Genomic DNA, 20,583 nt, shown 5'->3' on the forward strand with positions numbered 1-20,583 from the left:
GCTCGCGCCGTCCATGGTCGATGTACCGCAACATGATTTGGCCGGAAGTTGTCGGTTCGAATCGCTATGCAAAAGGCCTAACCATGTTCGAGCCCTCCGAAGTGCGGTACCGCCTGCGCCCCGGTTCTCCAGGTAGTACTCGCTTCCTCGACGCTCGCAGACGGGTCCGGCCCGCTTGCCGCTTGGCGGTAGCACGCTGGAACCGCGAGGTCCGCACCACTCTCGGGCTTCCGTTCGGGCCCCGCGTTCGTCTCGGCGGCTTCCACCGCCGCGCGCAAAGGGACCGACGTGGCGAGACGGTCGAGCTTCGTATGAGACGCGGCATCCGTTAATCTGACAGCCACGGCGCCACGGGCAGGGGAGGTGGCATGATCTACAACTTTTTGCTTGTCGTTCTCGAGGTCTTCGGGCTCATCGCCGTCGATCCGTCGATGACCGTGTCCGCCCTCACCGTCGCCCTACTTGCGCTCGCCGTCCTCACCCTCGCGCTCCTCGCGACCGCACTCCACCCATCCAGTCGCGGATCAGCCCCGCATCCCACGCGACGCACCGAACTCACGGCGCCGCTCGGACAGAGCGACCCCGATGCGCCGGGACACATCCGCCGTCGCGGGCCCAGTTGGGTGACTGCGGCCGCGTAGCGTCGAACCGTCCGGGCACCGTGTGCCTCGGCGTCCGTTCGCGGCCGATCAGCCGACCCTGATCGCTCCGACGAACGGAACCCCGTGGACATCACCACCCTGCCCGTCATCTCGACCCTGCTCGACCTCACCTCCCGCGGCCTCATCGGCCTGACCTCGCTCCTCACCCCGTGGACGGGAACGCTCGCGGGCGCGCTCGCCATCGTGCTCGTGACCCTCGTGGTGCGGGCGGCGCTCATCCCCGCAGGCATCGCCCAAGCCAAAGCCGACCAAGCGCGCATCCGTCTCGCGCCGCGTCTGCGCGAACTCCAGACCCGCTACCGCGGTGACCGGGAGCGCCTGCAACGCGAAACCATGGAGCTCTACCGCTCCGAGAACGTGTCGCCGTTCGCCAGCTGCTTGCCGATCCTCATCCAGGCGCCGATCGTCGGCCTGCTGTACTCCGTGTTCATCCACCCGAACCTCGCCGGGCACACCAACGAGCTGCTGTCGCAGACCCTGCTCGGCGTTCCGCTCGGCACGAGCCTGTTCCACGCCGTCTCGACCGGAACCGCCGGCCTCGCGACCTGGCTGGTGATCGGATGCCTCGTGCTCGCGATCGCTGCGGTGGGGGAGATCACGCGGCGGGCGTTTCGGATCACGCCGGAGGAGGGGGTGCCGGGCCTTCCTGTGGCGATGCTCGGGGCTCTGCAGTTCATGACCGCGGTGGTGGCGGTGTTCGTGCCGCTCGCGGCGGGGATCTACCTGCTGACGACGGTGACGTGGACGCTGGGGCAGCGGCTCGTGCTCAGGCGGGTTTACGGGTGAGACGGCTGCTGACTGCTCGACGAGGGCTGGCTGCTCGTGAGTATGTGGTCGTTGCTGTTGCCTCAGCTAACGGGCTTCAAGGTGCGAAGGAACTTGGTCAGGTTGCTTACTTGATCAAGCATCATCATCGAGTCTTCGTCTTGATTGAAATGGGCAATCTCGTTCCGGAGCTGACGCACTAGATCTACCCATTCCACGAACGCTTCCCTCGAAAGTCTCAGGCCGAGTGCTTTCCAGTTCTCAGCGCGATCTACGAAGTGTTTGATGTCGCCGATTGTCATGGCGGCTGCGCCACGTTTCTCCTTCTTCTTGTATTTGGTCGCGGCATGGAGCGTGTCCTTATCGAAGTGGCGATCAAGGAGTCGCCGGAGTTCTCGCTCGCATTCGCCGATCGTCAGGAACGGCCTCGCAACCCGGTCGAATTGCCCGGCCAGGTCGGCCGTGGTGACGATTCCCGTCGGTGCGGCATCCGGGCCGAGGACTATGACGTAATCAGCACTGACGATCAGTTCAATGCTCGCGAGAAGATCGGCGTCCTGGGCAACGGTCACCGGTGTGACCATGCAGTCATCAACGGAAGAGACCTTCTTTTGGAGCGAGGCCTGGGCAATGCTCTCCCAGCTGACGACACCTACCAACGTCTCCTTCATAACGGGGAGCTGTGAGTAGTCGTGCTTGATCATCAAAGTCTGAGCATGCTCGATTGGCGTCCCAGGCTCAACCGATGTGATGCCCGCTAGTGCGGACGGGATCTGTCCGACGTGAAGCGTGTCGACCTCATCTTCTGCCAGCGAGGATTCCTTCGTGGCGCTCGGTCGCTCGGACTCTGCGGTCCTCTGCCGCGCAGCCTGCGCATCTTCCAAACTCACAATCCTCACAAGTGTGTCGAGTGTGCCGTAGGTGAATGGCGGCTCAGTTGCGAGGCCGAGAGAACGTATGGAAGTTGATACTTCCTCCCGGACCGCGGATCCACGGCCCTTTGCTCCCCATAACGAAATTAGCTCTCGGACGGTGATGAGATCGCCTGACCTGGCAAGCGAATGAAGCGAATCGGTCCGTGGTGTTGCGTTTGTCATATTCCCCCGTGCACACATAATCGAAGATCACCAGCATCCATCTTTGGTCCGGCGTGTGTGCCCCTGGGGACAACCTAGCCAAGTCTGCGATGCCATATCCACCTGCGATCGATGTCCTCTGCGCGCCTCCGAGGATCAGACCGCGCAACCGCAACCAGGCTCCTGCCTCACGGCAAGATGCGGTCCATATACCGGCCGTCAACCCGCAGCGCGCCACCGGTCGTCGCTGACGCCGGCGGTGACGCGAGGTATACGACCATGTTCGCGATCTGCCGATCCACATCCAGGCGCCGATCGTCGGCCTGCTGTACTCCGTGTTCATCCACCCGAACCTCGCCGGGCACACCAACGAGCTGCTGTCGCAGACCCCGCTCGGCGTTCCGCTCGGCGTTCCGCTCGGCACGAGCCTGCTCCACGCCGTCACGACCGGCACCGCCGGCCTCGCGACCGGGCTGGTGATCAGATGCCTCGTGCTCGCGATTGCGGCGGTGGGGCAGATCACACGGCGGGCGTTTCGGATCACGCCCGTCGAGGGGATGCCGGGCGTTCCGGTGGCGATGCTCCGAGCAATGCAGTTCATAACCGCGGTCGTGGCGCTGTTCGTACCGCTCGCGGCGGGGATCTACCTGCTGACGACGGTGACATGGACGCTAGGGCAGCGGTTGGTGCGCAGACGGGTGTACGGGTGAGCAGTAGAGCGGGAGCGCATGATCGGCGCGGTCCATCCGTCACAACCGGGCGAGGAGCTCCGCCTTCTTCAGTTCGAACTCCGCCGGAGTGACGACCCCCGCGTCGCGGAGTTCGCCGAGCTTTCGAAGGGTCTCGAGGACGTCGTTAGGTTGCGCGGGCACACGAGGTGCGTTGTGACCGGTTTCGGGAGCTTGCGGCGGGAACGGCTGGTGTTTGCTGCTCATAGCTCGCTTCACGTGGTCGATCACCCTCGTAAAATCCTCCGCCGGCTGCAGCCACTTCACGTGAACGTTGTTTCCGGACGCGAAGAGGTTGACGTGGTGCCCCATCATCGTCTTCCCATGCTCGAAGGACGAGATGTTGCCGTATGGGAACGACTCCATGTCGAACCCACCAAGTCGTTTCGCGTAGAAGACGATTCGCCGGTCGGTTGCAATGAGGACGCCATTGCGAATGCTGTCGTTGCCCATGATCTTGACTTCGTAGGCGCCCATGACAGCGGCGGCGATTTGCTCGCCGGGCTCTAGATGCGCTCGGGCCTGCTCTACTAGCTTCTCTGCTTTGCCCACCTGTTTTCTCCCTTGATCAACTGGACGGCGTCGCTGCGCAGGAGCGGTGCGCGTCAGGACGAAACTATCCCGCGCAGGATTGGTCGTCGGGTCGTCGCACCCCGGCTACTGGTTCACTCGGATGACCAGCCCGCCGCGATGAAAGTGCACTCCGCTCGCTTCGCGGCGAGGTCGACGAGGTCCCGTTCGAAAGCCGCGACCTTCGGGTCGAGGTGATCGTCCGCGGTCCGGTGCCTCGCCAAAAGGTCGAGATTGGCTCGCGCCGTGTGGTTCGTGCCCTCGAGCGCCGCCCGCAGAGCCTCCACCGCGACGCGCAGATCCGCCTCGACGTGCGGGTTGCCGATGTCGGCCAGCAGCCTGACCTCCTCGAGAAGGGATGCCGCGACCCGGCCGACGTCCAGTGCCGACGCGACGGCGACGACCGTCGCGTCCCGAACCGCCCGCTCGCGGTCGGGACCCTGGTCCATCGCGAGAGCCGCACCGAAAGCCGCGGACCGGACGCCGTCTTCCTCGGCGGCATCCAGCGCCAGGCGCCGCGTGCGGCTCAATCGTTGCTCGGCCTGTCGAGCCTCGGGGTCATCGTCGGTGTATGCCGCCACCATTCCCAGCAACCCTGCGGCGATGCCCGTCATCACGCCGCAGGCGGCTCCACCACCCGGTGCCCCCTTCGCCTGCGCGAGACGGTCCACCCATTCCGCGACCGGCGTCTCCGCGGGGTCGATGTCATCGCTGGCCATGCGACGACGCTACCCGTGCGGCTCCCGGTGACGAAGCCGGGGGAGGGGCCGGCGAGCATACGTCCGCGGTCGCCCACTGCAACCCTTCGAGGCGAAAAGACACCGTGATCTACCGTGACGTCATGACCCGCCCTCTGCCCTTCGACGTCACGCCCTGGGGCATCGGCCTCAGCGGCGTCGATGTCGACCGCCTGCCGCACCGCGAGTCCGTCTTCGCCCTCTCCAACGGGCACATCGGGTGGCGCGGGCTGCTCGACGAGGGGGAGCCCCACGGCGTTCCGGGCAGCTACCTCAACGGCGTCTTCGAAGAGCATCCGATGCCCTACGCCGAAGGCGGCTACGGGTACCCCGAGTCGGGGCAGAGCGTCATCAACGTGCCGAACGGACAGGTCATCCGCCTCACCGTCGACGACGAACCCCTCGACATCCGCGAGGGCACCCTCCACCACCACGAACAGCACCTCGATTTCCGCGCCGGCACCCTCGAACGCACGCTCACCTGGACCTCGCCCGCCGGCAGCACCGTCCGCATCCGCTCGACCCGCATCGTCTCGCTCGCCCACCGCTCCGTCGCGGCTGTCCGGTACGAGGTCGAAGCCGTCGACGATCCGATCACGATCACCCTCCAGTCCGAGCTCGTCGCGAACGAACCCCTGCCGGAGCCGCACCCCGACCCGCGCGTGCAGGACATCCTCGAGACCCCGCTCCGCAGCGCGGGGAGCTTCGTCTTCGACAGCGCTGCGACCCTCGTCCACGAAACCCGCAACAGCGGGATCGGCGTCGCCGTCAGCATGGACCACCTCGTGTCTGGCGCGACCGCCGAGGTGCGCACCGCGGCATCCGACGACCTCGCCCGCACCACCATCCGCGCCCGCCTCGCACCCGGCGAACGGCTCGAGGTCGTCAAGATCGTCGGGCATGCCTGGGCCTCCGGGATCTCGGCGCCCGGCCTTCGCGACCGCGCCGAAGCCGCCGTCGCCGACGCGATGCGGGACGGCTGGACCGACCTCCTCGCCGCGCAGCGCGAACGGCTCGACGACTTCTGGACCTGCGCCGACGTCCGCGTCGACGGGCAGCCCCGCCTGCAGCAGGCGGTGCGGTTCGCGCTTTTCTCGGTGTTCCAGGCCGCGGCGCGCGCCGAGCAGCGCTCCGTCCCCGGCAAGGGACTGACCGGCGCCGGGTACGCCGGCCACACGTTCTGGGACTTCGAGGCCTACGTTCTGCCCGTCCTCACGGCGACCGCACCGGATGCCGCGAGGGAAGCCCTCCGCTGGCGCCACGCCACCCTCGACCACGCCCGCGACCGGGCGCGCCAGCTGCACTTACAGGGTGCGGCGTTCGCGTGGCGCACCATCGACGGACGCGAGTCGTCGGGATACTGGCCCGCCAGTACGGCCGCGTTCCACATCAACGCCGACATCGCCGCCGCCGTCGTCCACTACGTGCGGGCGACCGGCGACGTCGAGTTCGAACGCGACGCCGGCCTCGAGATCCTCGTCGAGACCGCCCGCCTCTGGCAGTCCCTCGGTCGCACCGACGCCGACGGTCGCTTCCACATCGACGGCGTCACCGGCCCCGACGAGTACACCGCCCTCTACGACGACAACGTCTTCACCAATCTGATGGCCCGCGCGAACCTCGACGCCGCCGCGGATGCCGCGCGTCGGCATCCGGATCTCGCTCGCACTCTCGGGGTCGACGACGGCGAGATCGGCGGCTGGGTGCGCACCGCCGCCGCCATGCACGTGCCGTATGACGAGGAACGCGGCGTGCACCCGCAGGCGGCGCGATTCACAGAACTTGAACGATGGGACTTCGAGACCGACATCCCCGGCGACGAGCTGCTGCAGGAGCGGTACCCGTACGTGCAGCTCTACCGCAAGCAGGTGCTCAAGCAGGCCGACCTCGTGCTCGCCCTGTTCTTCTGCACCGACGCGTTCACGGTAGACGAGAAGGCGCGGGCATTCCGCTACTACGAGGCGTTGACCGTGCGGGACTCGTCACTGTCGGCGGCGATCCAGGCAGTGGTCGCCGCCGAGGTCGGGCACCTCGGGCTCGCGGCCGACTACCTCGCCGAAGCCGCGACGATCGACCTCGACGACCTGCACGGCAACGCCGAGGACGGCCTGCACATCGCGTCGCTCGGCGGCATCTGGACGGCGCTCGTCGCCGGCTTCGGCGGCATGCGCGACACGGCCGACGGACTGCGGTTCGCCCCGCGGCTGCCGGAGCAGCTGACCGGTCTCGCGTTCGGCGTCCGCTGGCAGGGCCGTACCTTGTATCTCGAGATCGCACCGGATGCCACGACCTACCGTGTCAGCGCCGGTGAGCCGATGTCGATCCGGCACTTCGGCGAGCCGGTGGAGCTGACGTCCGGTGCGGACGTGACGATGCCGACGCCGGCGCTGCCGGACCCGGGGGAGCGCCCGACCCAGCCGAAGGGCCGCGAGCCGCGGCCGTTCGCGGAGGCGCTCGCGGAGTGATGCGCCGCTGACCGACTCCGCGCGGCGTGGGCCGTCCCCACATGGTCACGCCGCGCGGCATCCGTCAGAAGTGTCGCGGCGTGCGTGCCATCCCCCAGAAGACACGCCGCGACAATCGGGTTTGTCGAACGCTGTCAGCGTAGGGAAGCGCGCTGGGCGGTCGCGATGGGGAGAACTGCCCATCGATCAGATCGGACCAGAAACGTCGCCCCGCTAGCCTGAGCGCGTGCCCTTGGCCCTCGTCCTCACCGTCATCCTCGCCCTGCTCGCGATTTTCCAGATCGCGCTCGCGCTCGGAGCTCCGCTGGGCCGATTCGCGTCGGGTGGACAGCACCGTGTGCTGCCGGCGCGGCTCCGCATCGGCAGCCTCGTGTCGGTCGGCATCTACGCGCTGATCGCCGTCCTCGCCTGGGATCGCGTCCGCGCCATCGACGTCCTTCCCGGCGTCGTCGCCCAGGTCGGCATGTGGGTCGTCTTCGCGTACTTCGTGCTCGGCACCCTCATGAACGCACTGTCCCGCAGCAAGCCGGAACGGTTCACGATGGTGCCGGTCACGATCGCGCTCGCCGTGCTCTCGTTCCTCGTCGCCATGGGGTCCGGCGAACTAGCGATGGCCGCCCGCGCGTAGAGCCGCACCGCCCCATCCCTCCGCGGCGGTGGCAGGCTGGAACCGTGACGTCCTCCGCCCCTCCGCGCGTCGCCCGGCTCCGCGCCCGCCTGCTCACCGCGCTCGCCGGTGACCCGACCGGGATGGCGCCGTACGTCCGCGCGCTCGCCGACGGCGACGACGCCGGATACTTCGTCGAGAACGGCCCCGCGTGGACGGTTCACGCCGGCATGGGCACCCTGGTCGCGGGCATCCGCGCCCTGCTCCTTCAGGCTCTGCACCCGGGCGCCCTCGCCGGCGTGCACGACTGGTCGCGCTACCGCGAGGACCCGATCGGGCGCCTCACCGGCACCGTCCGCTGGGTCATCACGCTCACCTACGGGTCGACGACGCAAGCGGATGCCGAGACGGCCCGCGTCGGGCGCTTCCACCAGCGCGTGCAGGGCGAGTACGTCGGTGGTGACGGTTCCGCGCGGACGTACACCGCCGAAGCCACCGACCTCGTGCAGTGGGTGCACCTCGCCTTCACCGACGCGTTCCTCCGCAGCCACGAGGCGTACGGCGGATCGATCCCGGGCGGACCCGACGCGTACGTCGCCGACTGGGCCACGGCCGGGCGACTCATGCGCGTGCCCGATCCGCCGCTGACCGAGGCCGCGCTACGCGCCGAGATCGACGGCTTCCTCGACCGCGGCGAGCTGCGCCGCGATGAGCGCGTGGACGACGTCGTCCGGTTCCTGAAGAAGCCGCCGTTCACCGGGATGATGGGCGTCGCCTACCGCGTGCTGTTCGCCGCGGCGGTCGCAACCTTCCCGCCGCGGGTCAGGCGGATGCTGGGCCTTCGCCGCTCGTGGCTGCCGGTGAAGACGGCGACCCGCCTCATCCTGCGCGTGACCGAGCGCGCGCTCGGGTCCGGCCCGCGCGCGCAGGACATGGCGCGACTGCGGTTGCGGCGGCTGGAGGGCTAGCGCGCTCCCGGGCCACACCGCGACCTGATCGTCAAGAGCGACCCCGGACATAGTGAAGAGTGTGACACTCACGTCATGCGAACAATCGTCATCACCGGCGCCAGCGACGGGATCGGAGCCGCGGCATCCCGTCAGCTCGTCGCCCGAGGCCACCAGGTCGTCCTCGTCGGACGCTCGCCCGAGAAGACCCGCGCCGTCGCCAATGAGGTCGGGATGCCCCACCACCTCGCAGACTTCGCCGACCTGGCGCAGGTGCGCCGGCTCGCGGACGAGCTTCTCGGCGCCTACCCGCGCATCGACGTGCTCGCGAACAACGCCGGCGGCATATTCGGTCCGCGCAAGCTCACCACCGACGGCTTCGAGCAGACGTTCCAGGTGAACCACCTCGGCCCGTTCCTGCTGACGAACCTGCTGCGGGAGCGGCTGGTCGAGAGCGAGGCATCCATCATCCAAACCGCGAGCGCGGCGGCCCGGATCTTCTCGCGGTTCGACATCGCCGACCTCAACGGTGCGCGCCGATACTCCGGACGCATCGCCTACGGCAACGCCAAGCTCGCGAACATCCTGTTCACCCGCGAACTGCAGCGCCGGTGGGGGAGTGAGGGCGTCTCGGCCGGTGCCTTCCACCCCGGCGTCGTCGCGACCGGCTTCGCGGGCAACCTGACCGGACCGTTCCGCTTCATGTACCACAACCCCCTCGCCAAACGACTGCTGACGACGACCGACGAGGGCGGCAAGCGCCTCGTGTTCCTCGCCGACGGAACCCCCGGCACCGACTGGCTGCCCGGGGCGTACTACGAGAACGACCGCGTCACGAAGACGCACAAGCTCGCCACCGACGAGCAGCTCGCGCGCGAGCTGTGGGACCGCAGCGTCGAGATGGTAAAGCTCGGCTGAGCGCCGCCACGGAAAGGATGCCGCCATGCCGCAGTACGCCGTCCTGATCTACGCCGACGACTCGGCCCACGCGCTCGACGCGTCGGACGAGCAGCTCGCCGAGCCCAACGCGCACGGCGACGAGCTCGCTCAGTCGGGAGCATTGCGCGCCGCATACGCGTTCACGCCGCGAGCGCTCGCCCGATCCGTCCGTGTCGACGGCGTGAGCGACGGCCCGTTCGTCGACTCCGCTCAGGTCGTCGCCGGTGTGTACGTGATCGAGGCGGACGACGAGGACGCGGCGCTCGCGATCGCGGCGACGAACCCCGCCATCCGCGGCGACGGCGGCGTCGAGGTGCGGCTCATCCACAGCGGCACCTGAAACCGTAGGCGAGCGCGGCGTGACCCCCCCCAGGGCCACGCCGCGCGGCATCCGTCAGCTCTGGATGAACGCCAGGATGTCGGGGTTCAGCACGTCGGCATGCGTCGTCAGCATGCCGTGCGGATAACCCTCGTAGATCTTCAGCGTCGAGTTCTGCAGCATCTCGGCCTGCTGCAGCGCCGCCGCCTTGTACGGCACCACCTGATCGTCATCGCCCTGGATCACGAACACCGGCACCGTGATCGCCGCAAGGTCCTCGCGCTGATCCGTCTCACTGAACGCCTTGATGCCCTCGTAGTGAGCGAGCGCGCTGCCCGTCATGCCCTGCCGCCACCAGTTGTCGATCACCGGCTGCGACGGCTCGACGCCGTCGCGGTTGAAGCCGTAGAACGGACCGGATGCCACGGCCTCGAAGAACTCGGCACGGTTCGCCGCGAGCGCCTCACGGAACCCGTCGAACACCGACAGGGGAGTGCCCTCGGTGTTCCAGTCGGTCTGCAGCATCAGCGGCGGCACGGCCGCGACCAGCACCGCCTTCGCCACGCGGCCCTGCGGCTCGCCGTATTTCGCGACGTACCGCGCGACCTGACCGCCACCCGTCGAGTGACCGATGTGCACCGCATTCTGCAGATCGAGGTGCTCGACGACCGCGCTCACGTCGCTCGCGTAGTGATCCATGTCGTGACCCGTCGCGATCTGCGACGACCGGCCGTGTCCCCGACGGTCGCTCGCGATTACGCGGAATCCCTTGCCGAGGAAGTACAGCATCTGTGCGTCCCAATCGTCGGACGACAGCGGCCACCCGTGGTGGAACACGATCGGCTGGGCGCTCTTGTCGCCCCAGTCCTTGAAGTAGATCTCGGCGCCGTCGTCCGTGGTGATGAAAGGCATGGGCTTGTCTCCTTTGTGTGGGTGGATCGGTTCAGCCGAGGTCGGCGATCGCGTCGGTGATGACGGTCACGACCTCGTCGGGGTGGGAGCGCATCACGAGGTGCGGTGCGTCGAGTTCGATGACCGAGCGGAAGCCGGCGCGCTCGTACCCGAACCGCTCGACGTCCGGGTTGATCGTGCGGTCCGCCGCCGAGACGACGCCCCAGGCGGGCTTCACCTTCCACGCCGCGATCGGCGCCGGCTCGCCGAACGCGAGCGCCGCCAGCGGACGCTGCGACACCGCCAGCACCTCCGCGACCGTGCGGTCGACACCGGCGGCGAAGATCTCGGGGAACGCGTCGATGTTCACCGACACGTCGGTGCCGGGCTCGTTGCCGTCGACGGGGAACGGCGTGTAGATGAGGTTCGCGGCGAGGTCGGAGTCGGGGAAGCCGCCCTGCAGCTGCCCGAGGCTCTCGCCTTCGTCCAGCGCGTAGCCCGAGAGGTAGACGAGACCGACGACGTTCTCGGCCACCCCGGCGACGGTGATCACCGCGCCGCCGTAGCTGTGGCCGACGAGCAGCACCGGACCGTCGATCTCCTCGACGACGGAGCGGATGTACGCCGAATCGCCGAGGAGGCTGCGGTTCGGCACGGCGGGCACCTGGACCCGGAAGCCGCGGTCGAGCAGCAACCGCGTGACGGGGGCGAAACTCGCGGCATCCGCGAATGCCCCGTGGACCAGAACGACGGTGGGTGAAGCCATGGCGGGCATCCTTTCGGAAGGGGGATGCTCGTCACGCTAAAGCGCTTACCTGCCGCTGTCGTGGCCCTCGCAGTACACGTCTCAGCGCGTCGCACCCCGGTGCTTCGCCAGTCGGCTGCCCGAGGTCGGCGTATCCGTGTCAGAGGCCGGAATCGTCACCGTGCCGGCGATGAGATTCGCCCGGAGATCGACGAGCGCGCGCTCCCCGACCGTCCCCGGGATCCCGTAGCAGATCACCGTGTAGAGCCCGGGATGCGCCTCGAGGATCTGCCACTTCATGTCGACCCAGCCGTGCTCGGGGAAGTAGTTCGGCGCCGTGCCCGAGGTCAGGGGGAGCGCCTCGTGCTGGTCCCACATCTCGGCGAAATCGGCATCATCGAGAAGCAACCCGATGATCTCCTGCCAGCGCGGATCCGACGGATTGCCGTAGTACCGGACCCGCGACACCGTCGTCCGCGCGCCGTCCAGCCACGAATCGAGCGCCCGCACCTCGGGCGGAGCCTCGAACTGCATGAGCGCGAGGTTGTTGCCGACCTCGACGTATCCCGGCGCGACTGCCCGGATCAGGTCGTTGACGACCACGATGTCCTGGTTGCGGTCGATGATGTACGCCGCCGTGTGCTCCCAGTGCGTGATCATCTCGACCAGATCCGGCGGCGGTTCCTCGCCCTGGTGCACCTCGTACGGCGCCTCCGAATCCGGCAGGGCGAGACGCTGCAGGTAGGCCGTGCCCGCCCGGTCGAGCCGCAGAGCGCGAGCCAGCGAATTGCACACCTGCAGCGACATCTGGTGTCCGCTGCCCTGCTCGAGCCGCCGGTAGTACTCCGCGCTGATGCCGGCCAACCGCGCGACCTCCTCGCGCCGCAACCCCCGCACACGGCGGCGAGGTTCGGAAGGGATGCCGACGGCATCCGGAGTCAGTGCCGCGCGGCGCGCGCGGAGGAAGCTCGCCAGCGCGCTCTTCTCCGAACCCGGTCGATCAGAAGTCACGCGAGACATCCTGCCCGAGACGTGTGTCGGGTGGGGGTGTGCGCGTCAGGCGTTGCCGCTGAGCAGCCACATCATGAGGGCGCTCGTCGAGATCAAGCCGGTGATGGCGGCGATCGATCCGAGCGAACCGCCCACCAGCGCCATCACCTTCGACTGGCCGCGCGTCAGCGCGTAGATCCCGAGGCCGAACGCCGTCAGACCGAGGAGAAGCCCGGCCCACGGGACGAGTCCGGCGAGGAACGCGACGATCCCGACGACCAGGGCGGCGACGGCGAGGCCCTTCTTCGGCTGCGAGTTCGTGGGGAGGGGCGGCGACGCCCGGCGGTCCGGTTCGGACCGACTCGGTAGCTGGGACATCGCTCCCTCTCTTGTCGACTGCTCCTCAGGCTACCGGGCGACTGCCGGAGCGATGTCGGAGGCCCTCACCACAATGGAGGTATGACCGAACGGCCCCGCATCAGCATCGACGAGCACGTGACGCTGCTCGCCGGTGTCGTGCACGACGCGGTCAGCGTCGAGCGGCTGCTGTCGCACCTCGAGGTCGTGAAGGTGAAGGTCCTCGCCCGGGCCAGCGCGCTCGCCGAGGCGAACGCGGCGGGCAGCGCGAACGAGCGCGACATGGCGCTGCGCGAGATCGCCGCAGAGCTCGGGGGAGCAGTCGCGGCATCCGATCGGGTCATGCAGCGTCGCATCGACGAAGCCCGCACCATCGTGGAGGACTACCCGGCGGCCCTGAAGGCGTGGGAACTGGGTCGCATCACTCGCGGTCACGTCCGCGTGATCACGGATGCCGGGGCGAACCTCCCGGGCGACGTCCGCCCCATGTTCGAGGCGATCGCCGTCGAGCGGTGCCGCCATGACACCCCCAACCGGGTGCGCGCCGAGATCGAGATCCTCGCGCACCGGATGCACCCGCGCTCCTTCACCGAACGGCATCAGGATGCCGCGGCCCGCCGGTCCGTGCGCATCGTGCCCGGCCAGGACGGCATGTCCGAGCTGATTGCGAACCTGCCCACCGTGCTCGCCGAGGGCATCCACGACCGGCTCACCCAGCAGGCCCGTGCGGTCATCGACACTCGCACGGAGCGCGGCGGCATCGAAGCCGTGGCAGCAGACGAGCGGAACACCGACCAGGTGCGCGCCGACGTGTTCGCCGACCTGCTGCTCGCGGGAGCGCCCGCGCTCGACGACACCCGCGACACGACCGCCGGTCCGCTCGGCGCCATTCGTGCTCGCGTGCAGGTCGTCGTCCCCGCGACCGCCCTCGCCGGCGAAGACCCCGCGTGCGACCTCGTCGGGCGTTCGCCCATCGACGCCGACACCGCCCGGCGCCTCGCCGGCGGCACCCCATCGTGGGAACGTCTCGTCACCGACCCGGTCTCGGGCACCGTGCTGGCCGTCGACACGTACCGTGTGCCGCTCGCCATGCGGCGCTACCTGCAGGCCCGCGACCAGCACTGCCGATTCCCCGGATGCCGCATGGCCGCCATCCGCTGCGAGGTCGATCACACCCACGATCACGCCCTCGGCGGCAAGACCGAGGTCACCAACCTCGGTCACCTCTGCCAACGGCACCATTCGATGAAGCAGTTCACCAAATGGCGAGTGCGACAACTCGGGGGTGGCGTCCTCGAATGGACCTCACCCCTCGGCAGAACGTATCGCGAAGACGCACCGACACCTGCCGTCGCGTTCGCTCCTGCCTGAGATGCCCGAGACTGTCGACATGGCCGGTTTCCATCACGTCGAACTCTGGGTCGCCGACCTCTCCGCTGCGCAGACCGAATGGGGATGGCTGCTCTCCGAGCTCGGGTTCGCCCGCGAGAGCGTGTGGACCGAGGGGGAGTCGTGGGCAGCGGGCGGCGCCTACCTGACCCTCACGACGTCGCTGAACCTGTCGACGACCGTGCACGACCGGCGCGCTCCCGGGGTGAACCACATCGCCTTCTCCGGCGGATCGCGCGCCGACGTCGACGCGATCATCGCCGCCGCGCCTGACCACGGCTGGCGCCCCCTCTACCAGGAGCGGTACCCACACGCCGGCGGCCCCGATCACTACGCGGGGTGGCTCGAGAACTCAGCCGGAGCCAAAGCCGAGATCGTCGCCGACGCACCCTGACACGAACGGATCCGCCGCGGTGCCAGGATGGTCCGGTGGCCCCTGACGTGAACGCGCTCCAGAACCATCCCGGTGACGTCGAGTACCCGGTCCGGTCCCGTCGCAGGTACGCCCGCGTGCTCGAAGTCAAGCGCAAGGCCGACCCCGCCGAGATGCGCCGACGCGCTCTGCCCGTCACCCTCATCGCCGCCCCGTTCGGCATTACGGGCTTCGTCCTTTCGTTCGTGTGGCAGGTCGACGACGTCATCGTCAACTTGTTCGCCTTCGCTGTCGGCATGGCGGTCGGTCTCCTCGTAGCCTCGATCATCCTGGCGCGCCGGGATGCCGGTGCCCCCCGCCGAGCCCAGCTCGCCTACATCGCGGCATCCGGTCGACAGCCGCTCACGACGCGGCAGCAGCAGATCCTCGCGCTCGACTGCGCCAGCGACTTCGCAGCCCGCGGCTGGAACGGCTCGCTGGCGTTCACGCCCACCTACGCCGAACTCCCGCAGGAGCTGCGCACGAAGCACCAGGACGGCGAGAAGGGGTCGCCGTGGTTCTCGCTGCCCGTCGCGTCGCTCAAGCAGCTGCGCGGCGCCCTCGACGAGCAGTTCAAGATCGTCACTAAAGCCGATGCCGAGCTGCTCGTCGCCGACACGCTCACCATGGGCCTCAACTCGCAGCGCTTCGCCGAGGTCGTCCACAGTGACGGCGGCGAGCACATGATGACGCGCGTCGCCGGGCTGACCGAGATGCCCGTCTTCGACATCCAGGACCTCGCCCGCGGCACGGAGGAGCACCCCGCCCGGCTGCTGCTGGCCGCCGACATCGAACGCGGCATCGGCGGCATCCGTTACGCGTACGTCGCCGGCTACCTCGCCGCCGACGAGACGTGGGCGCTGCTCGAGCCGCTCGCCGAGAAGGCGTTCGCCACCTACCGCAGCTGGGACGAGTACTGGCGCGAGGTCATCATCGCCACCGCGTTCCGCACCGACTCGCTGCAGGCCGTGCAGAGTCAGCGCGACGCGCTCGCCGACCTTCGCAGGTCGTCGTGGCCCGCGGCATCCGTCACCTGGCCGGCCAGCGGGGCGCGCGCATGAGGATCGCGACCGACCTCGCCGAGATCGAGCTCGACGTCGTGCACCGTTGGCTGTCCGAGGGCGCGTACTGGGCGCTTGGCCGCAGCCGTGACGTCGTCGAGCGCGCCGCGCAGAACTCCCTGAACTTCTTCGCCCGGGACGACGACGGGACGCCCCTCGGCTATGCCCGCGTCGTCACCGATTCCGCGACGTTCGCGTGGCTCTGCGACGTCTACGTCGACCCGGCCGCGCGCGGGCAGGCCGTCGGCAAGGCGCTCGTCGGCGCCGTCGTCGCCACGCTCGAGCCGATGTGCCTGAAGCGCACGCTCCTCGTCACCGCCGACGCGCACGGACTCTACGAGCAGTTCGGGTTCGAGCCGTACCCGACGCCGGAGCGCCTCATGCAGCGCGGCTGACCTAAGCCCCGATCACTTCGCGACCTCGCGGCCCTCCGCGATCCAAGAACCCGTGCCGCCTTCGACGTTCGTCGTCTCGAGACCGTGATGCTCGAGGAACGCGGCCGCGCGTGCGCTGCGTCCGCCGGCCTGGCAGATGAGGTGCAGGTCGTCGAGCTCGCGCAGCTCGTCCACGTGGTCGGGCACCGTGGCGAGGGGGATGTTGCGCGCGCCGGGCACGTGACCCGCCGCGAACTCGTCGGGTTCGCGGACGTCGATGATGTTCGCGGGGGAGGCCTCGGCCAGCTGCGCCGTCGTGATGGAGTGCATACCTCGATGGTCGCAGATCAGAGCGGATGCCGGGCGGTCAGGCTCGTCAGATGGTGCTCCAGGAGACGGCGCGCGTGCGTCTCGGGATCCGCCGGATCGGCCCACAGCAGGTGCAGCGCGAGCCCGTCGAGGAGCGCCTGCAGACGGAGCATCTCGAGCGCGATGTCGATCTCGTCGGGCAGGTCGAGCTGACCCAGTGCGACGCCGCAGATCAACCCGACACCGTCATGCAGGTCGCGCACGCTCTCGGTCAGGGTCGCGTCCGTCAGTGCGAGACTCCCCAGCTGCAGCTGCGCGATCAGCTCGACCCGGCGGGTCGTGTCGAGCGGCAGCAGCTCGAGCAGGAGGGCGATCGCCAGCGGCATCCCCTCGCCCGTCAACCCCGTCACGCGTGCGGCGACGGCGTCGTGGATCCGGTCGACGCAGTACCGGCGGAGCGCGAGCTGGGTCGGGAACGCGCGACGGAGGGATGCCGTCGCGAGCCCCGCCTCGTCAGCGATTTTTCGCACCGAGAGTGCGGCGAGTCCGTCACGGGCGAGGACGCGCATCGCGGCGTCCCCGATCGCACGGTCGCGCTCGTCGTGGTCGATCAGTCGCGGCATATTTCCATCATGCCGCGACGGCGGGTGCCTTCTTCGGCCAGACGGTGTAGCCCAGCGCCCATAGGACGTCGATGCCGATGACGACCCCGAGGATCGGGAAGAACCGCAACAGCTCCGACGTGCGTTCGGGAGCCCCGACAAGCAGGATCAGCCCGCCCAGCACGGCCGCCGCGATGGCGGCGGCGAGCAGGGTGCGAGGCACGTCCTTCCAGCAGGCGCGTGCGTAGTCCCAGCCGTACCGTCCGGGGCGCGGCGCCGCGCCCCGGAACCATCGAGCGAATTTCGCGTCGGCCCACGCCACCATCCGGTGTCCGTACGCGACCGAGACGCCGATGTAGAGCGCGGCCAGGCCGTGATGCCACGACGCGGTACCGCCCCCCAGGAGATCGACCCCGACGAGGACGAGCAGGATCAGGTCGATGACCGGAGCCGCGAGCAGGAGCATCGCTCCCAAACGCGGGCGACGGAAGACGTAGCGGGCGACGAGACCCGCGATGATCGCGAGCCAGAAGCCGATTTCGCAGGCGATGATCGCCACCAGGATCACGGGGATTCCTTTCGTCCGAACGAGTCCGATCAAAGTAGCACGACTGTGCTAAATAAGCCGGCCGCCGGTCGCGATAGCGTTCCTTCATGATCCCGATCGAGAACCTCCTCGCCTTCGCGCTGGCGTCGATGGTGATCATCGTCATCCCGGGTCCCGGGGTCCTGTTCGTCATCGGCCGATCCGTCGCGCTCGGCCGTCGCGCGGGCGTTCTCAGCGTGCTCGGGAACTCGCTCGGGAACATCCCCGCGATCCTTCTCGTCGCCTTCGGCGTCGGGGCGGTCGTCGCCTCGTCGGTCGTCGCGTTCACGGCGATCAAGGTCATCGGCGCGATCTATCTCGTCTATCTGGGCGTCCAGGCGATCCGGCACCGGAAGCACCGAGCCGAGCGGGACGGGCGAGCATCGGCATCCGTCGTCACCCTGCTGCGTCAGGGGTTCATCGTCGGGCTCACCAACCCGAAGACCCTCGCGTTCTTCGTTGCCGTGCTCCCGCAGTTCGTCGCTCGGGATGCCGGACCGGTCTGGGCGCAGCTGTTGTTCCTCGGCCTCGTGTTCCAGGCGATCGCCCTCGTCTGCGACAGCACGTGGGCGGTCGCCGCCGGCACGGCGCGCACCTGGTTCGGGCGCTCGCCGGGGCGCCTGGCGACGCTGTCGGGTGCGGGGGGATTCCTCATGATCGGGCTCGGCGGTGCGCTCGCCCTCACCGGCGCGAAAAGCTGACGAACGGGAATGTTCCGGCGCGCTCGTGCGCTGGAACACCCCATGACGAACAACACGAAGCCTGCGCAGTCGTCCGGCACGTTCCGCATCGGCGGAGATCTCGAGGTCAACCGCCTCGGCTACGGCACCATGCAGCTCACCGGCCCCGGCGTCTGGGGTCCGCCGAAGGATCGCGATGAGGCCATCCGCGTCCTCCGTCGCAGCGTCGAGCTCGGCGTGAACTTCTTCGACACCGCCGAGTCGTACGGCCCCTACGTCGCCGAGGAGCTCCTCAAGGAAGCCCTCCACCCCTACGCCGACGACGTCGTCATCGCGACGAAGTCCGGCCTCACCCGCACCGGCCCGAACGTCTGGCCGCCGCTCGGACGCCCCGAGTTCCTGCGTCAGGGCGCGGAGATGAGCCTCCGGCGCCTCGGCCTCGAGCGCATCGACCTGTTCCAGCTGCACCGCATCGACCCGAAGGTCCCCCTCGCGGACCAGGTCGGCGAGCTGAAGGCGCTGCAGGACGAGGGCAAGATCCGCCACATCGGCCTCTCCGAGGTCTCGATCGACGAGGTCAAGGCCGCCCAGGAGATCGCCGAGATCGTCACGGTCCAGAACCTCTACAACCTGCAGCACCGCGACGCCGAGGACCTCCTCGACTGGTCGGAGGAGCAGGGCATCGGTTTCATCCCGTGGTTCCCGCTCGCGACCGGCGGCCTCACCGGCCCCGACTCGCCGCTGACCGACATCGCCGAGCGCAAGAACGCGACCCCCGCCCAGGTGGCTCTCGCGTGGCTGCTCAAGCGCTCGCCCGTCATGCTCCCGATCCCGGGCACGTCGAGCGTCGCCCACCTCGAGGACAACCTCCAGGGCGCCGTCATCGAGCTGACCGACGAGGAGTTCGCGGAGCTCTCGAAGCTCGGCAGCTGAGCCCCGGCATCCCTGGCGTCACGCGTCCACCTCTGCAAGGGTGGGCGCGTGACGCATTTCAGTGGTCAACCCGTCGTTCGGATGTGGACCGGTGTGGTGCGCGCCGAGGATGCGGACCGCTACATCCGGTACGTGGAGCGCACCGGCATGGATGCGTATCGCGCCACCCCCGGCAACCTCGGCGCGTGGCTGCTGACGCGCGACCTCGGCGACGGCCGCACGGAGATCACGACCCTGTCGCGGTGGGAGAACCTCGCCGTGATCGCGGCCTTCGCGGGCGACGACGTCGAGCGTGCGGTGTTCTACCCGGAGGATGACGAGTTCCTCATCGAGCGCGACGAGCGGGTCCGTCACTATCGGCAGGCGTGACCGTATCTTCTTCACCTGATCCCGCGTACGGTGAGCACTATGTGGACAGTTCTCATCATCTTGTTGATCATCTGGGTGGTGCTGTCGATCGTCGGTTTCGCGTTCGAGGGTCTCTTCTGGCTCGGCCTCATCGGCATCGTGCTCTTCGTCGGCACCCTCGTGTTCGGCTTCATCCGACGGAGCGCCGCCAAGAAGAAGGTCTGACCGGGGCTACGCCTGCCGGTGGTGCACGCTAGAGCCATGGCTGCTGTCTCGTCGCTCTACCGGTATCCGATCAAGGGTTTCACTCCCGAACCGCGCACCGCACTCGTCGTGCAGGCTGACGGGCGTATTGCCGGCGACCGCGTGCTCGCCTTCCGCTTCGCCGACGCCACGGCTCCCGAGAACGACGACGGCCTCGACTCCTGGCCGAAGAGCCGCGGCCTCGCGCTCATGGACTTCCCCTCCATCGCCCGCCTGCACGTCGAGGTCGACGACGGCATCGTGCGCATGAGCGACGACGGCACGCTGCTGGTCGAGGCGGGGCTCGACGACACGGGTCGCCGTGAACTCGAGGACGCCGCCACCGCCTTCGTCGCGCGGTCCTCCGAGGCGAGACTCCTGCAGCGCGAGGGCGTCCTGCCCCTCCGGCTCATCGGCGACGGTGTCACGTCACGGTTCCAGGATCGCGCGCGCGGCTACGTCTCGCTCCACGGCGAGTCGACGGTCGCGCAGGTGGATGCCGCGGTCCCGGCATCCGTCGATGACCGCCGCTTCCGCTCCAACATCGTGGTGTCGGGCACTGCGCCCTGGGAGGAGCTCGACTGGTCGGGCCGCGTCCGCATCGGCGACGTCGACTTCGAGGTCCAGCGTCCCATCGGTCGATGCGCCGCGATCACCGCGAATCCCGACACGGGCGAGCGCGATGCGCGCCTGCTGCGGGTGCTGACGACCGAGTTCGGCCAGAGCGAGGCGACCCTCGGCATCCTGCTGCTGCCCGTCGGCGACGGCGGCACGGTGCGCGTGGGGGACGAGATCGTCGCCGACCGGAACTGACCGCCTGGGAGCGATCCCATAGACTCTTCGTCGGC

Annotated in this window: 27 protein-coding genes; 17 read left to right on the top strand and 10 right to left on the bottom strand. The window is 68.8% G+C overall.

The genetic code is table 11. The features are described 5' to 3' along the window. Nucleotides 1-368: 368 nt before the first annotated feature. Nucleotides 369-641, top strand: coding sequence for a hypothetical protein (locus MRBLMI1x_RS09080; protein ID WP_363458335.1), 273 nt, complete (start codon nucleotides 369-371; stop codon nucleotides 639-641). A gap of 84 nt (nucleotides 642-725) precedes the next feature. Beyond that, complete coding sequence (locus MRBLMI1x_RS09085; RefSeq protein WP_363458337.1) at nucleotides 726-1,448, top strand: YidC/Oxa1 family membrane protein insertase; 723 nt, start codon at nucleotides 726-728, stop codon at nucleotides 1,446-1,448. 62 nt (nucleotides 1,449-1,510) lie between these two features. Here MRBLMI1x_RS09085 and MRBLMI1x_RS09090 read toward each other — a convergent pair whose 3' ends face one another. Continuing rightward, a complete protein-coding gene (locus MRBLMI1x_RS09090) occupies nucleotides 1,511-2,311 on the bottom strand; it encodes a CBS domain-containing protein (RefSeq protein ID WP_248172383.1) in 801 nt (266 codons plus the stop codon). A 527-nt stretch (nucleotides 2,312-2,838) separates the two neighbouring features. On the opposite strand from MRBLMI1x_RS09090, the gene MRBLMI1x_RS09100 reads away from it, so the two are divergent. After that, a complete protein-coding gene (locus tag MRBLMI1x_RS09100; RefSeq protein ID WP_363458339.1) occupies nucleotides 2,839-3,213 on the top strand; it encodes a hypothetical protein in 375 nt (124 codons plus the stop codon). A 39-nt stretch (nucleotides 3,214-3,252) separates the two neighbouring features. Here the strand turns inward: MRBLMI1x_RS09100 and MRBLMI1x_RS09105 are convergent, their stop codons facing one another. Together MRBLMI1x_RS09105 and MRBLMI1x_RS09110 are read right to left on the bottom strand one after the other, a co-directional pair. Then, nucleotides 3,253-3,783, bottom strand: a complete 531-nt coding sequence (locus MRBLMI1x_RS09105) for a PH domain-containing protein (protein WP_363458341.1) — start codon at nucleotides 3,781-3,783, stop codon at nucleotides 3,253-3,255. A 113-nt stretch (nucleotides 3,784-3,896) separates the two neighbouring features. Further along, nucleotides 3,897-4,520, bottom strand: a complete 624-nt coding sequence (locus MRBLMI1x_RS09110; protein ID WP_363458343.1) for a cyclodeaminase/cyclohydrolase family protein — start codon at nucleotides 4,518-4,520, stop codon at nucleotides 3,897-3,899. A 122-nt stretch (nucleotides 4,521-4,642) separates the two neighbouring features. Here MRBLMI1x_RS09110 and MRBLMI1x_RS09115 point away from each other — a divergent pair, with 122 nt between their 5' ends. The 5 genes from MRBLMI1x_RS09115 to MRBLMI1x_RS09135 all read left to right on the top strand — a co-directional run bounded on the left by MRBLMI1x_RS09115 (nucleotide 4,643) and on the right by MRBLMI1x_RS09135 (nucleotide 9,836). Beyond that, nucleotides 4,643-7,003 (top strand): glycoside hydrolase family 65 protein, encoded by a 2,361-nt coding sequence (locus tag MRBLMI1x_RS09115; RefSeq protein ID WP_363458345.1) that lies wholly within the window; start codon nucleotides 4,643-4,645, stop codon nucleotides 7,001-7,003. 226 nt (nucleotides 7,004-7,229) lie between these two features. Next, nucleotides 7,230-7,631 carry a hypothetical protein gene (locus tag MRBLMI1x_RS09120; RefSeq protein ID WP_363458347.1) on the top strand — a complete coding sequence of 134 codons (402 nt, stop codon included), beginning with the start codon at nucleotides 7,230-7,232 and terminating at the stop codon, nucleotides 7,629-7,631. A gap of 44 nt (nucleotides 7,632-7,675) precedes the next feature. Further along, nucleotides 7,676-8,578: an oxygenase MpaB family protein gene (locus MRBLMI1x_RS09125; protein WP_363458349.1), complete on the top strand. Its 903-nt coding sequence runs from the start codon at nucleotides 7,676-7,678 to the stop codon at nucleotides 8,576-8,578. 75 nt (nucleotides 8,579-8,653) lie between these two features. Next, nucleotides 8,654-9,475 (top strand): SDR family NAD(P)-dependent oxidoreductase, encoded by an 822-nt coding sequence (locus MRBLMI1x_RS09130; RefSeq protein ID WP_363458351.1) that lies wholly within the window; start codon nucleotides 8,654-8,656, stop codon nucleotides 9,473-9,475. Between the two features lie 25 nt (nucleotides 9,476-9,500). Beyond that, complete coding sequence (locus MRBLMI1x_RS09135) at nucleotides 9,501-9,836, top strand: YciI family protein (protein ID WP_363458354.1); 336 nt, start codon at nucleotides 9,501-9,503, stop codon at nucleotides 9,834-9,836. A gap of 54 nt (nucleotides 9,837-9,890) precedes the next feature. Here the strand turns inward: MRBLMI1x_RS09135 and MRBLMI1x_RS09140 are convergent, their stop codons facing one another. From MRBLMI1x_RS09140 to MRBLMI1x_RS09155, 4 genes are all read right to left on the bottom strand, one after another. Further along, on the bottom strand, nucleotides 9,891-10,727 hold the full coding sequence (locus MRBLMI1x_RS09140) for an alpha/beta fold hydrolase (protein ID WP_116228766.1): 837 nt from the start codon (nucleotides 10,725-10,727) through the stop codon (nucleotides 9,891-9,893). Nucleotides 10,728-10,758: 31 nt separating this feature from the next. Then, nucleotides 10,759-11,472, bottom strand: coding sequence for an alpha/beta hydrolase (locus MRBLMI1x_RS09145; RefSeq protein ID WP_363458356.1), 714 nt, complete (start codon nucleotides 11,470-11,472; stop codon nucleotides 10,759-10,761). Nucleotides 11,473-11,553: 81 nt separating this feature from the next. After that, nucleotides 11,554-12,462 carry a helix-turn-helix transcriptional regulator gene (locus MRBLMI1x_RS09150; protein ID WP_363458358.1) on the bottom strand — a complete coding sequence of 303 codons (909 nt, stop codon included), beginning with the start codon at nucleotides 12,460-12,462 and terminating at the stop codon, nucleotides 11,554-11,556. 45 nt (nucleotides 12,463-12,507) lie between these two features. Then, nucleotides 12,508-12,819, bottom strand: coding sequence for a hypothetical protein (locus MRBLMI1x_RS09155; RefSeq protein ID WP_363458360.1), 312 nt, complete (start codon nucleotides 12,817-12,819; stop codon nucleotides 12,508-12,510). Nucleotides 12,820-12,900: 81 nt separating this feature from the next. Here MRBLMI1x_RS09155 and MRBLMI1x_RS09160 point away from each other — a divergent pair, with 81 nt between their 5' ends. Genes MRBLMI1x_RS09160 through MRBLMI1x_RS09175 form a run of 4 tightly spaced genes read left to right on the top strand, consistent with a single transcriptional unit; the run spans nucleotide 12,901 to nucleotide 16,055 of the window. Further along, nucleotides 12,901-14,169 carry an HNH endonuclease signature motif containing protein gene (locus tag MRBLMI1x_RS09160; protein ID WP_363458362.1) on the top strand — a complete coding sequence of 423 codons (1,269 nt, stop codon included), beginning with the start codon at nucleotides 12,901-12,903 and terminating at the stop codon, nucleotides 14,167-14,169. 19 nt (nucleotides 14,170-14,188) lie between these two features. Continuing rightward, nucleotides 14,189-14,581, top strand: coding sequence for a VOC family protein (locus MRBLMI1x_RS09165; RefSeq protein ID WP_363458364.1), 393 nt, complete (start codon nucleotides 14,189-14,191; stop codon nucleotides 14,579-14,581). Nucleotides 14,582-14,616: 35 nt separating this feature from the next. Continuing rightward, nucleotides 14,617-15,660 carry a DUF1266 domain-containing protein gene (locus MRBLMI1x_RS09170; protein ID WP_363458366.1) on the top strand — a complete coding sequence of 348 codons (1,044 nt, stop codon included), beginning with the start codon at nucleotides 14,617-14,619 and terminating at the stop codon, nucleotides 15,658-15,660. Further along, complete coding sequence (locus MRBLMI1x_RS09175; protein WP_363458368.1) at nucleotides 15,657-16,055, top strand: GNAT family N-acetyltransferase; 399 nt, start codon at nucleotides 15,657-15,659, stop codon at nucleotides 16,053-16,055. Before MRBLMI1x_RS09170 ends, MRBLMI1x_RS09175 begins: the two co-directional genes overlap by 4 nt. A gap of 12 nt (nucleotides 16,056-16,067) precedes the next feature. On the opposite strand, the gene MRBLMI1x_RS09180 is transcribed toward MRBLMI1x_RS09175, so the two are convergent. Genes MRBLMI1x_RS09180 through MRBLMI1x_RS09190 form a run of 3 tightly spaced genes read right to left on the bottom strand, consistent with a single transcriptional unit; the run spans nucleotide 16,068 to nucleotide 17,513 of the window. Beyond that, nucleotides 16,068-16,364, bottom strand: coding sequence for a rhodanese-like domain-containing protein (locus MRBLMI1x_RS09180; RefSeq protein WP_311870028.1), 297 nt, complete (start codon nucleotides 16,362-16,364; stop codon nucleotides 16,068-16,070). A 17-nt stretch (nucleotides 16,365-16,381) separates the two neighbouring features. Continuing rightward, nucleotides 16,382-16,966: a TetR/AcrR family transcriptional regulator gene (locus tag MRBLMI1x_RS09185; RefSeq protein ID WP_018188513.1), complete on the bottom strand. Its 585-nt coding sequence runs from the start codon at nucleotides 16,964-16,966 to the stop codon at nucleotides 16,382-16,384. Nucleotides 16,967-16,973: 7 nt separating this feature from the next. After that, the gene (locus tag MRBLMI1x_RS09190) at nucleotides 16,974-17,513 is read right to left on the bottom strand and encodes a hypothetical protein (protein WP_363458371.1); all 540 of its coding nucleotides are present in this window, start codon (nucleotides 17,511-17,513) and stop codon (nucleotides 16,974-16,976) included. Between the two features lie 86 nt (nucleotides 17,514-17,599). On the opposite strand from MRBLMI1x_RS09190, the gene MRBLMI1x_RS09195 reads away from it, so the two are divergent. Genes MRBLMI1x_RS09195 through MRBLMI1x_RS09215 form a run of 5 tightly spaced genes read left to right on the top strand, consistent with a single transcriptional unit; the run spans nucleotide 17,600 to nucleotide 20,548 of the window. Then, the gene (locus tag MRBLMI1x_RS09195; RefSeq protein ID WP_363458373.1) at nucleotides 17,600-18,232 is read left to right on the top strand and encodes a LysE family translocator; all 633 of its coding nucleotides are present in this window, start codon (nucleotides 17,600-17,602) and stop codon (nucleotides 18,230-18,232) included. A gap of 42 nt (nucleotides 18,233-18,274) precedes the next feature. Continuing rightward, nucleotides 18,275-19,144, top strand: coding sequence for an aldo/keto reductase (locus MRBLMI1x_RS09200; protein ID WP_363458375.1), 870 nt, complete (start codon nucleotides 18,275-18,277; stop codon nucleotides 19,142-19,144). Between the two features lie 48 nt (nucleotides 19,145-19,192). Further along, nucleotides 19,193-19,513, top strand: coding sequence for a hypothetical protein (locus tag MRBLMI1x_RS09205; RefSeq protein WP_363458377.1), 321 nt, complete (start codon nucleotides 19,193-19,195; stop codon nucleotides 19,511-19,513). A gap of 39 nt (nucleotides 19,514-19,552) precedes the next feature. Continuing rightward, nucleotides 19,553-19,717, top strand: a complete 165-nt coding sequence (locus tag MRBLMI1x_RS09210) for a hypothetical protein (protein ID WP_018188508.1) — start codon at nucleotides 19,553-19,555, stop codon at nucleotides 19,715-19,717. A gap of 36 nt (nucleotides 19,718-19,753) precedes the next feature. After that, on the top strand, nucleotides 19,754-20,548 hold the full coding sequence (locus MRBLMI1x_RS09215; protein WP_363458379.1) for an MOSC domain-containing protein: 795 nt from the start codon (nucleotides 19,754-19,756) through the stop codon (nucleotides 20,546-20,548). Nucleotides 20,549-20,583: the final 35 nt, after the last annotated feature.

Origin of the sequence: Microbacterium sp. LMI1x-1-1.1, from assembly GCF_040676205.1 — a bacterium.
Classification (GTDB): Bacteria; Actinomycetota; Actinomycetes; order Actinomycetales; family Microbacteriaceae; genus Microbacterium; species Microbacterium aquilitoris.

Coding starts and splice junctions, on each gene's coding strand:
- MRBLMI1x_RS09080 (WP_363458335.1), top strand. CDS start 369: ATGATCTACAACTTTTTGCTTGTCGTTCTCGAGGTCTTCGGGCTCATC.
- MRBLMI1x_RS09110 (WP_363458343.1), bottom strand. CDS start 4,520: ATGGCCAGCGATGACATCGACCCCGCGGAGACGCCGGTCGCGGAATGG.
- MRBLMI1x_RS09115 (WP_363458345.1), top strand. CDS start 4,643: ATGACCCGCCCTCTGCCCTTCGACGTCACGCCCTGGGGCATCGGCCTC.
- MRBLMI1x_RS09130 (WP_363458351.1), top strand. CDS start 8,654: ATGCGAACAATCGTCATCACCGGCGCCAGCGACGGGATCGGAGCCGCG.
- MRBLMI1x_RS09135 (WP_363458354.1), top strand. CDS start 9,501: ATGCCGCAGTACGCCGTCCTGATCTACGCCGACGACTCGGCCCACGCG.
- MRBLMI1x_RS09140 (WP_116228766.1), bottom strand. CDS start 10,727: ATGCCTTTCATCACCACGGACGACGGCGCCGAGATCTACTTCAAGGAC.
- MRBLMI1x_RS09145 (WP_363458356.1), bottom strand. CDS start 11,472: ATGGCTTCACCCACCGTCGTTCTGGTCCACGGGGCATTCGCGGATGCC.
- MRBLMI1x_RS09155 (WP_363458360.1), bottom strand. CDS start 12,819: ATGTCCCAGCTACCGAGTCGGTCCGAACCGGACCGCCGGGCGTCGCCG.
- MRBLMI1x_RS09160 (WP_363458362.1), top strand. CDS start 12,901: ATGACCGAACGGCCCCGCATCAGCATCGACGAGCACGTGACGCTGCTC.
- MRBLMI1x_RS09165 (WP_363458364.1), top strand. CDS start 14,189: ATGGCCGGTTTCCATCACGTCGAACTCTGGGTCGCCGACCTCTCCGCT.
- MRBLMI1x_RS09175 (WP_363458368.1), top strand. CDS start 15,657: ATGAGGATCGCGACCGACCTCGCCGAGATCGAGCTCGACGTCGTGCAC.
- MRBLMI1x_RS09180 (WP_311870028.1), bottom strand. CDS start 16,364: ATGCACTCCATCACGACGGCGCAGCTGGCCGAGGCCTCCCCCGCGAAC.
- MRBLMI1x_RS09185 (WP_018188513.1), bottom strand. CDS start 16,966: ATGCCGCGACTGATCGACCACGACGAGCGCGACCGTGCGATCGGGGAC.
- MRBLMI1x_RS09195 (WP_363458373.1), top strand. CDS start 17,600: ATGATCCCGATCGAGAACCTCCTCGCCTTCGCGCTGGCGTCGATGGTG.
- MRBLMI1x_RS09200 (WP_363458375.1), top strand. CDS start 18,275: ATGACGAACAACACGAAGCCTGCGCAGTCGTCCGGCACGTTCCGCATC.
- MRBLMI1x_RS09210 (WP_018188508.1), top strand. CDS start 19,553: ATGTGGACAGTTCTCATCATCTTGTTGATCATCTGGGTGGTGCTGTCG.
- MRBLMI1x_RS09215 (WP_363458379.1), top strand. CDS start 19,754: ATGGCTGCTGTCTCGTCGCTCTACCGGTATCCGATCAAGGGTTTCACT.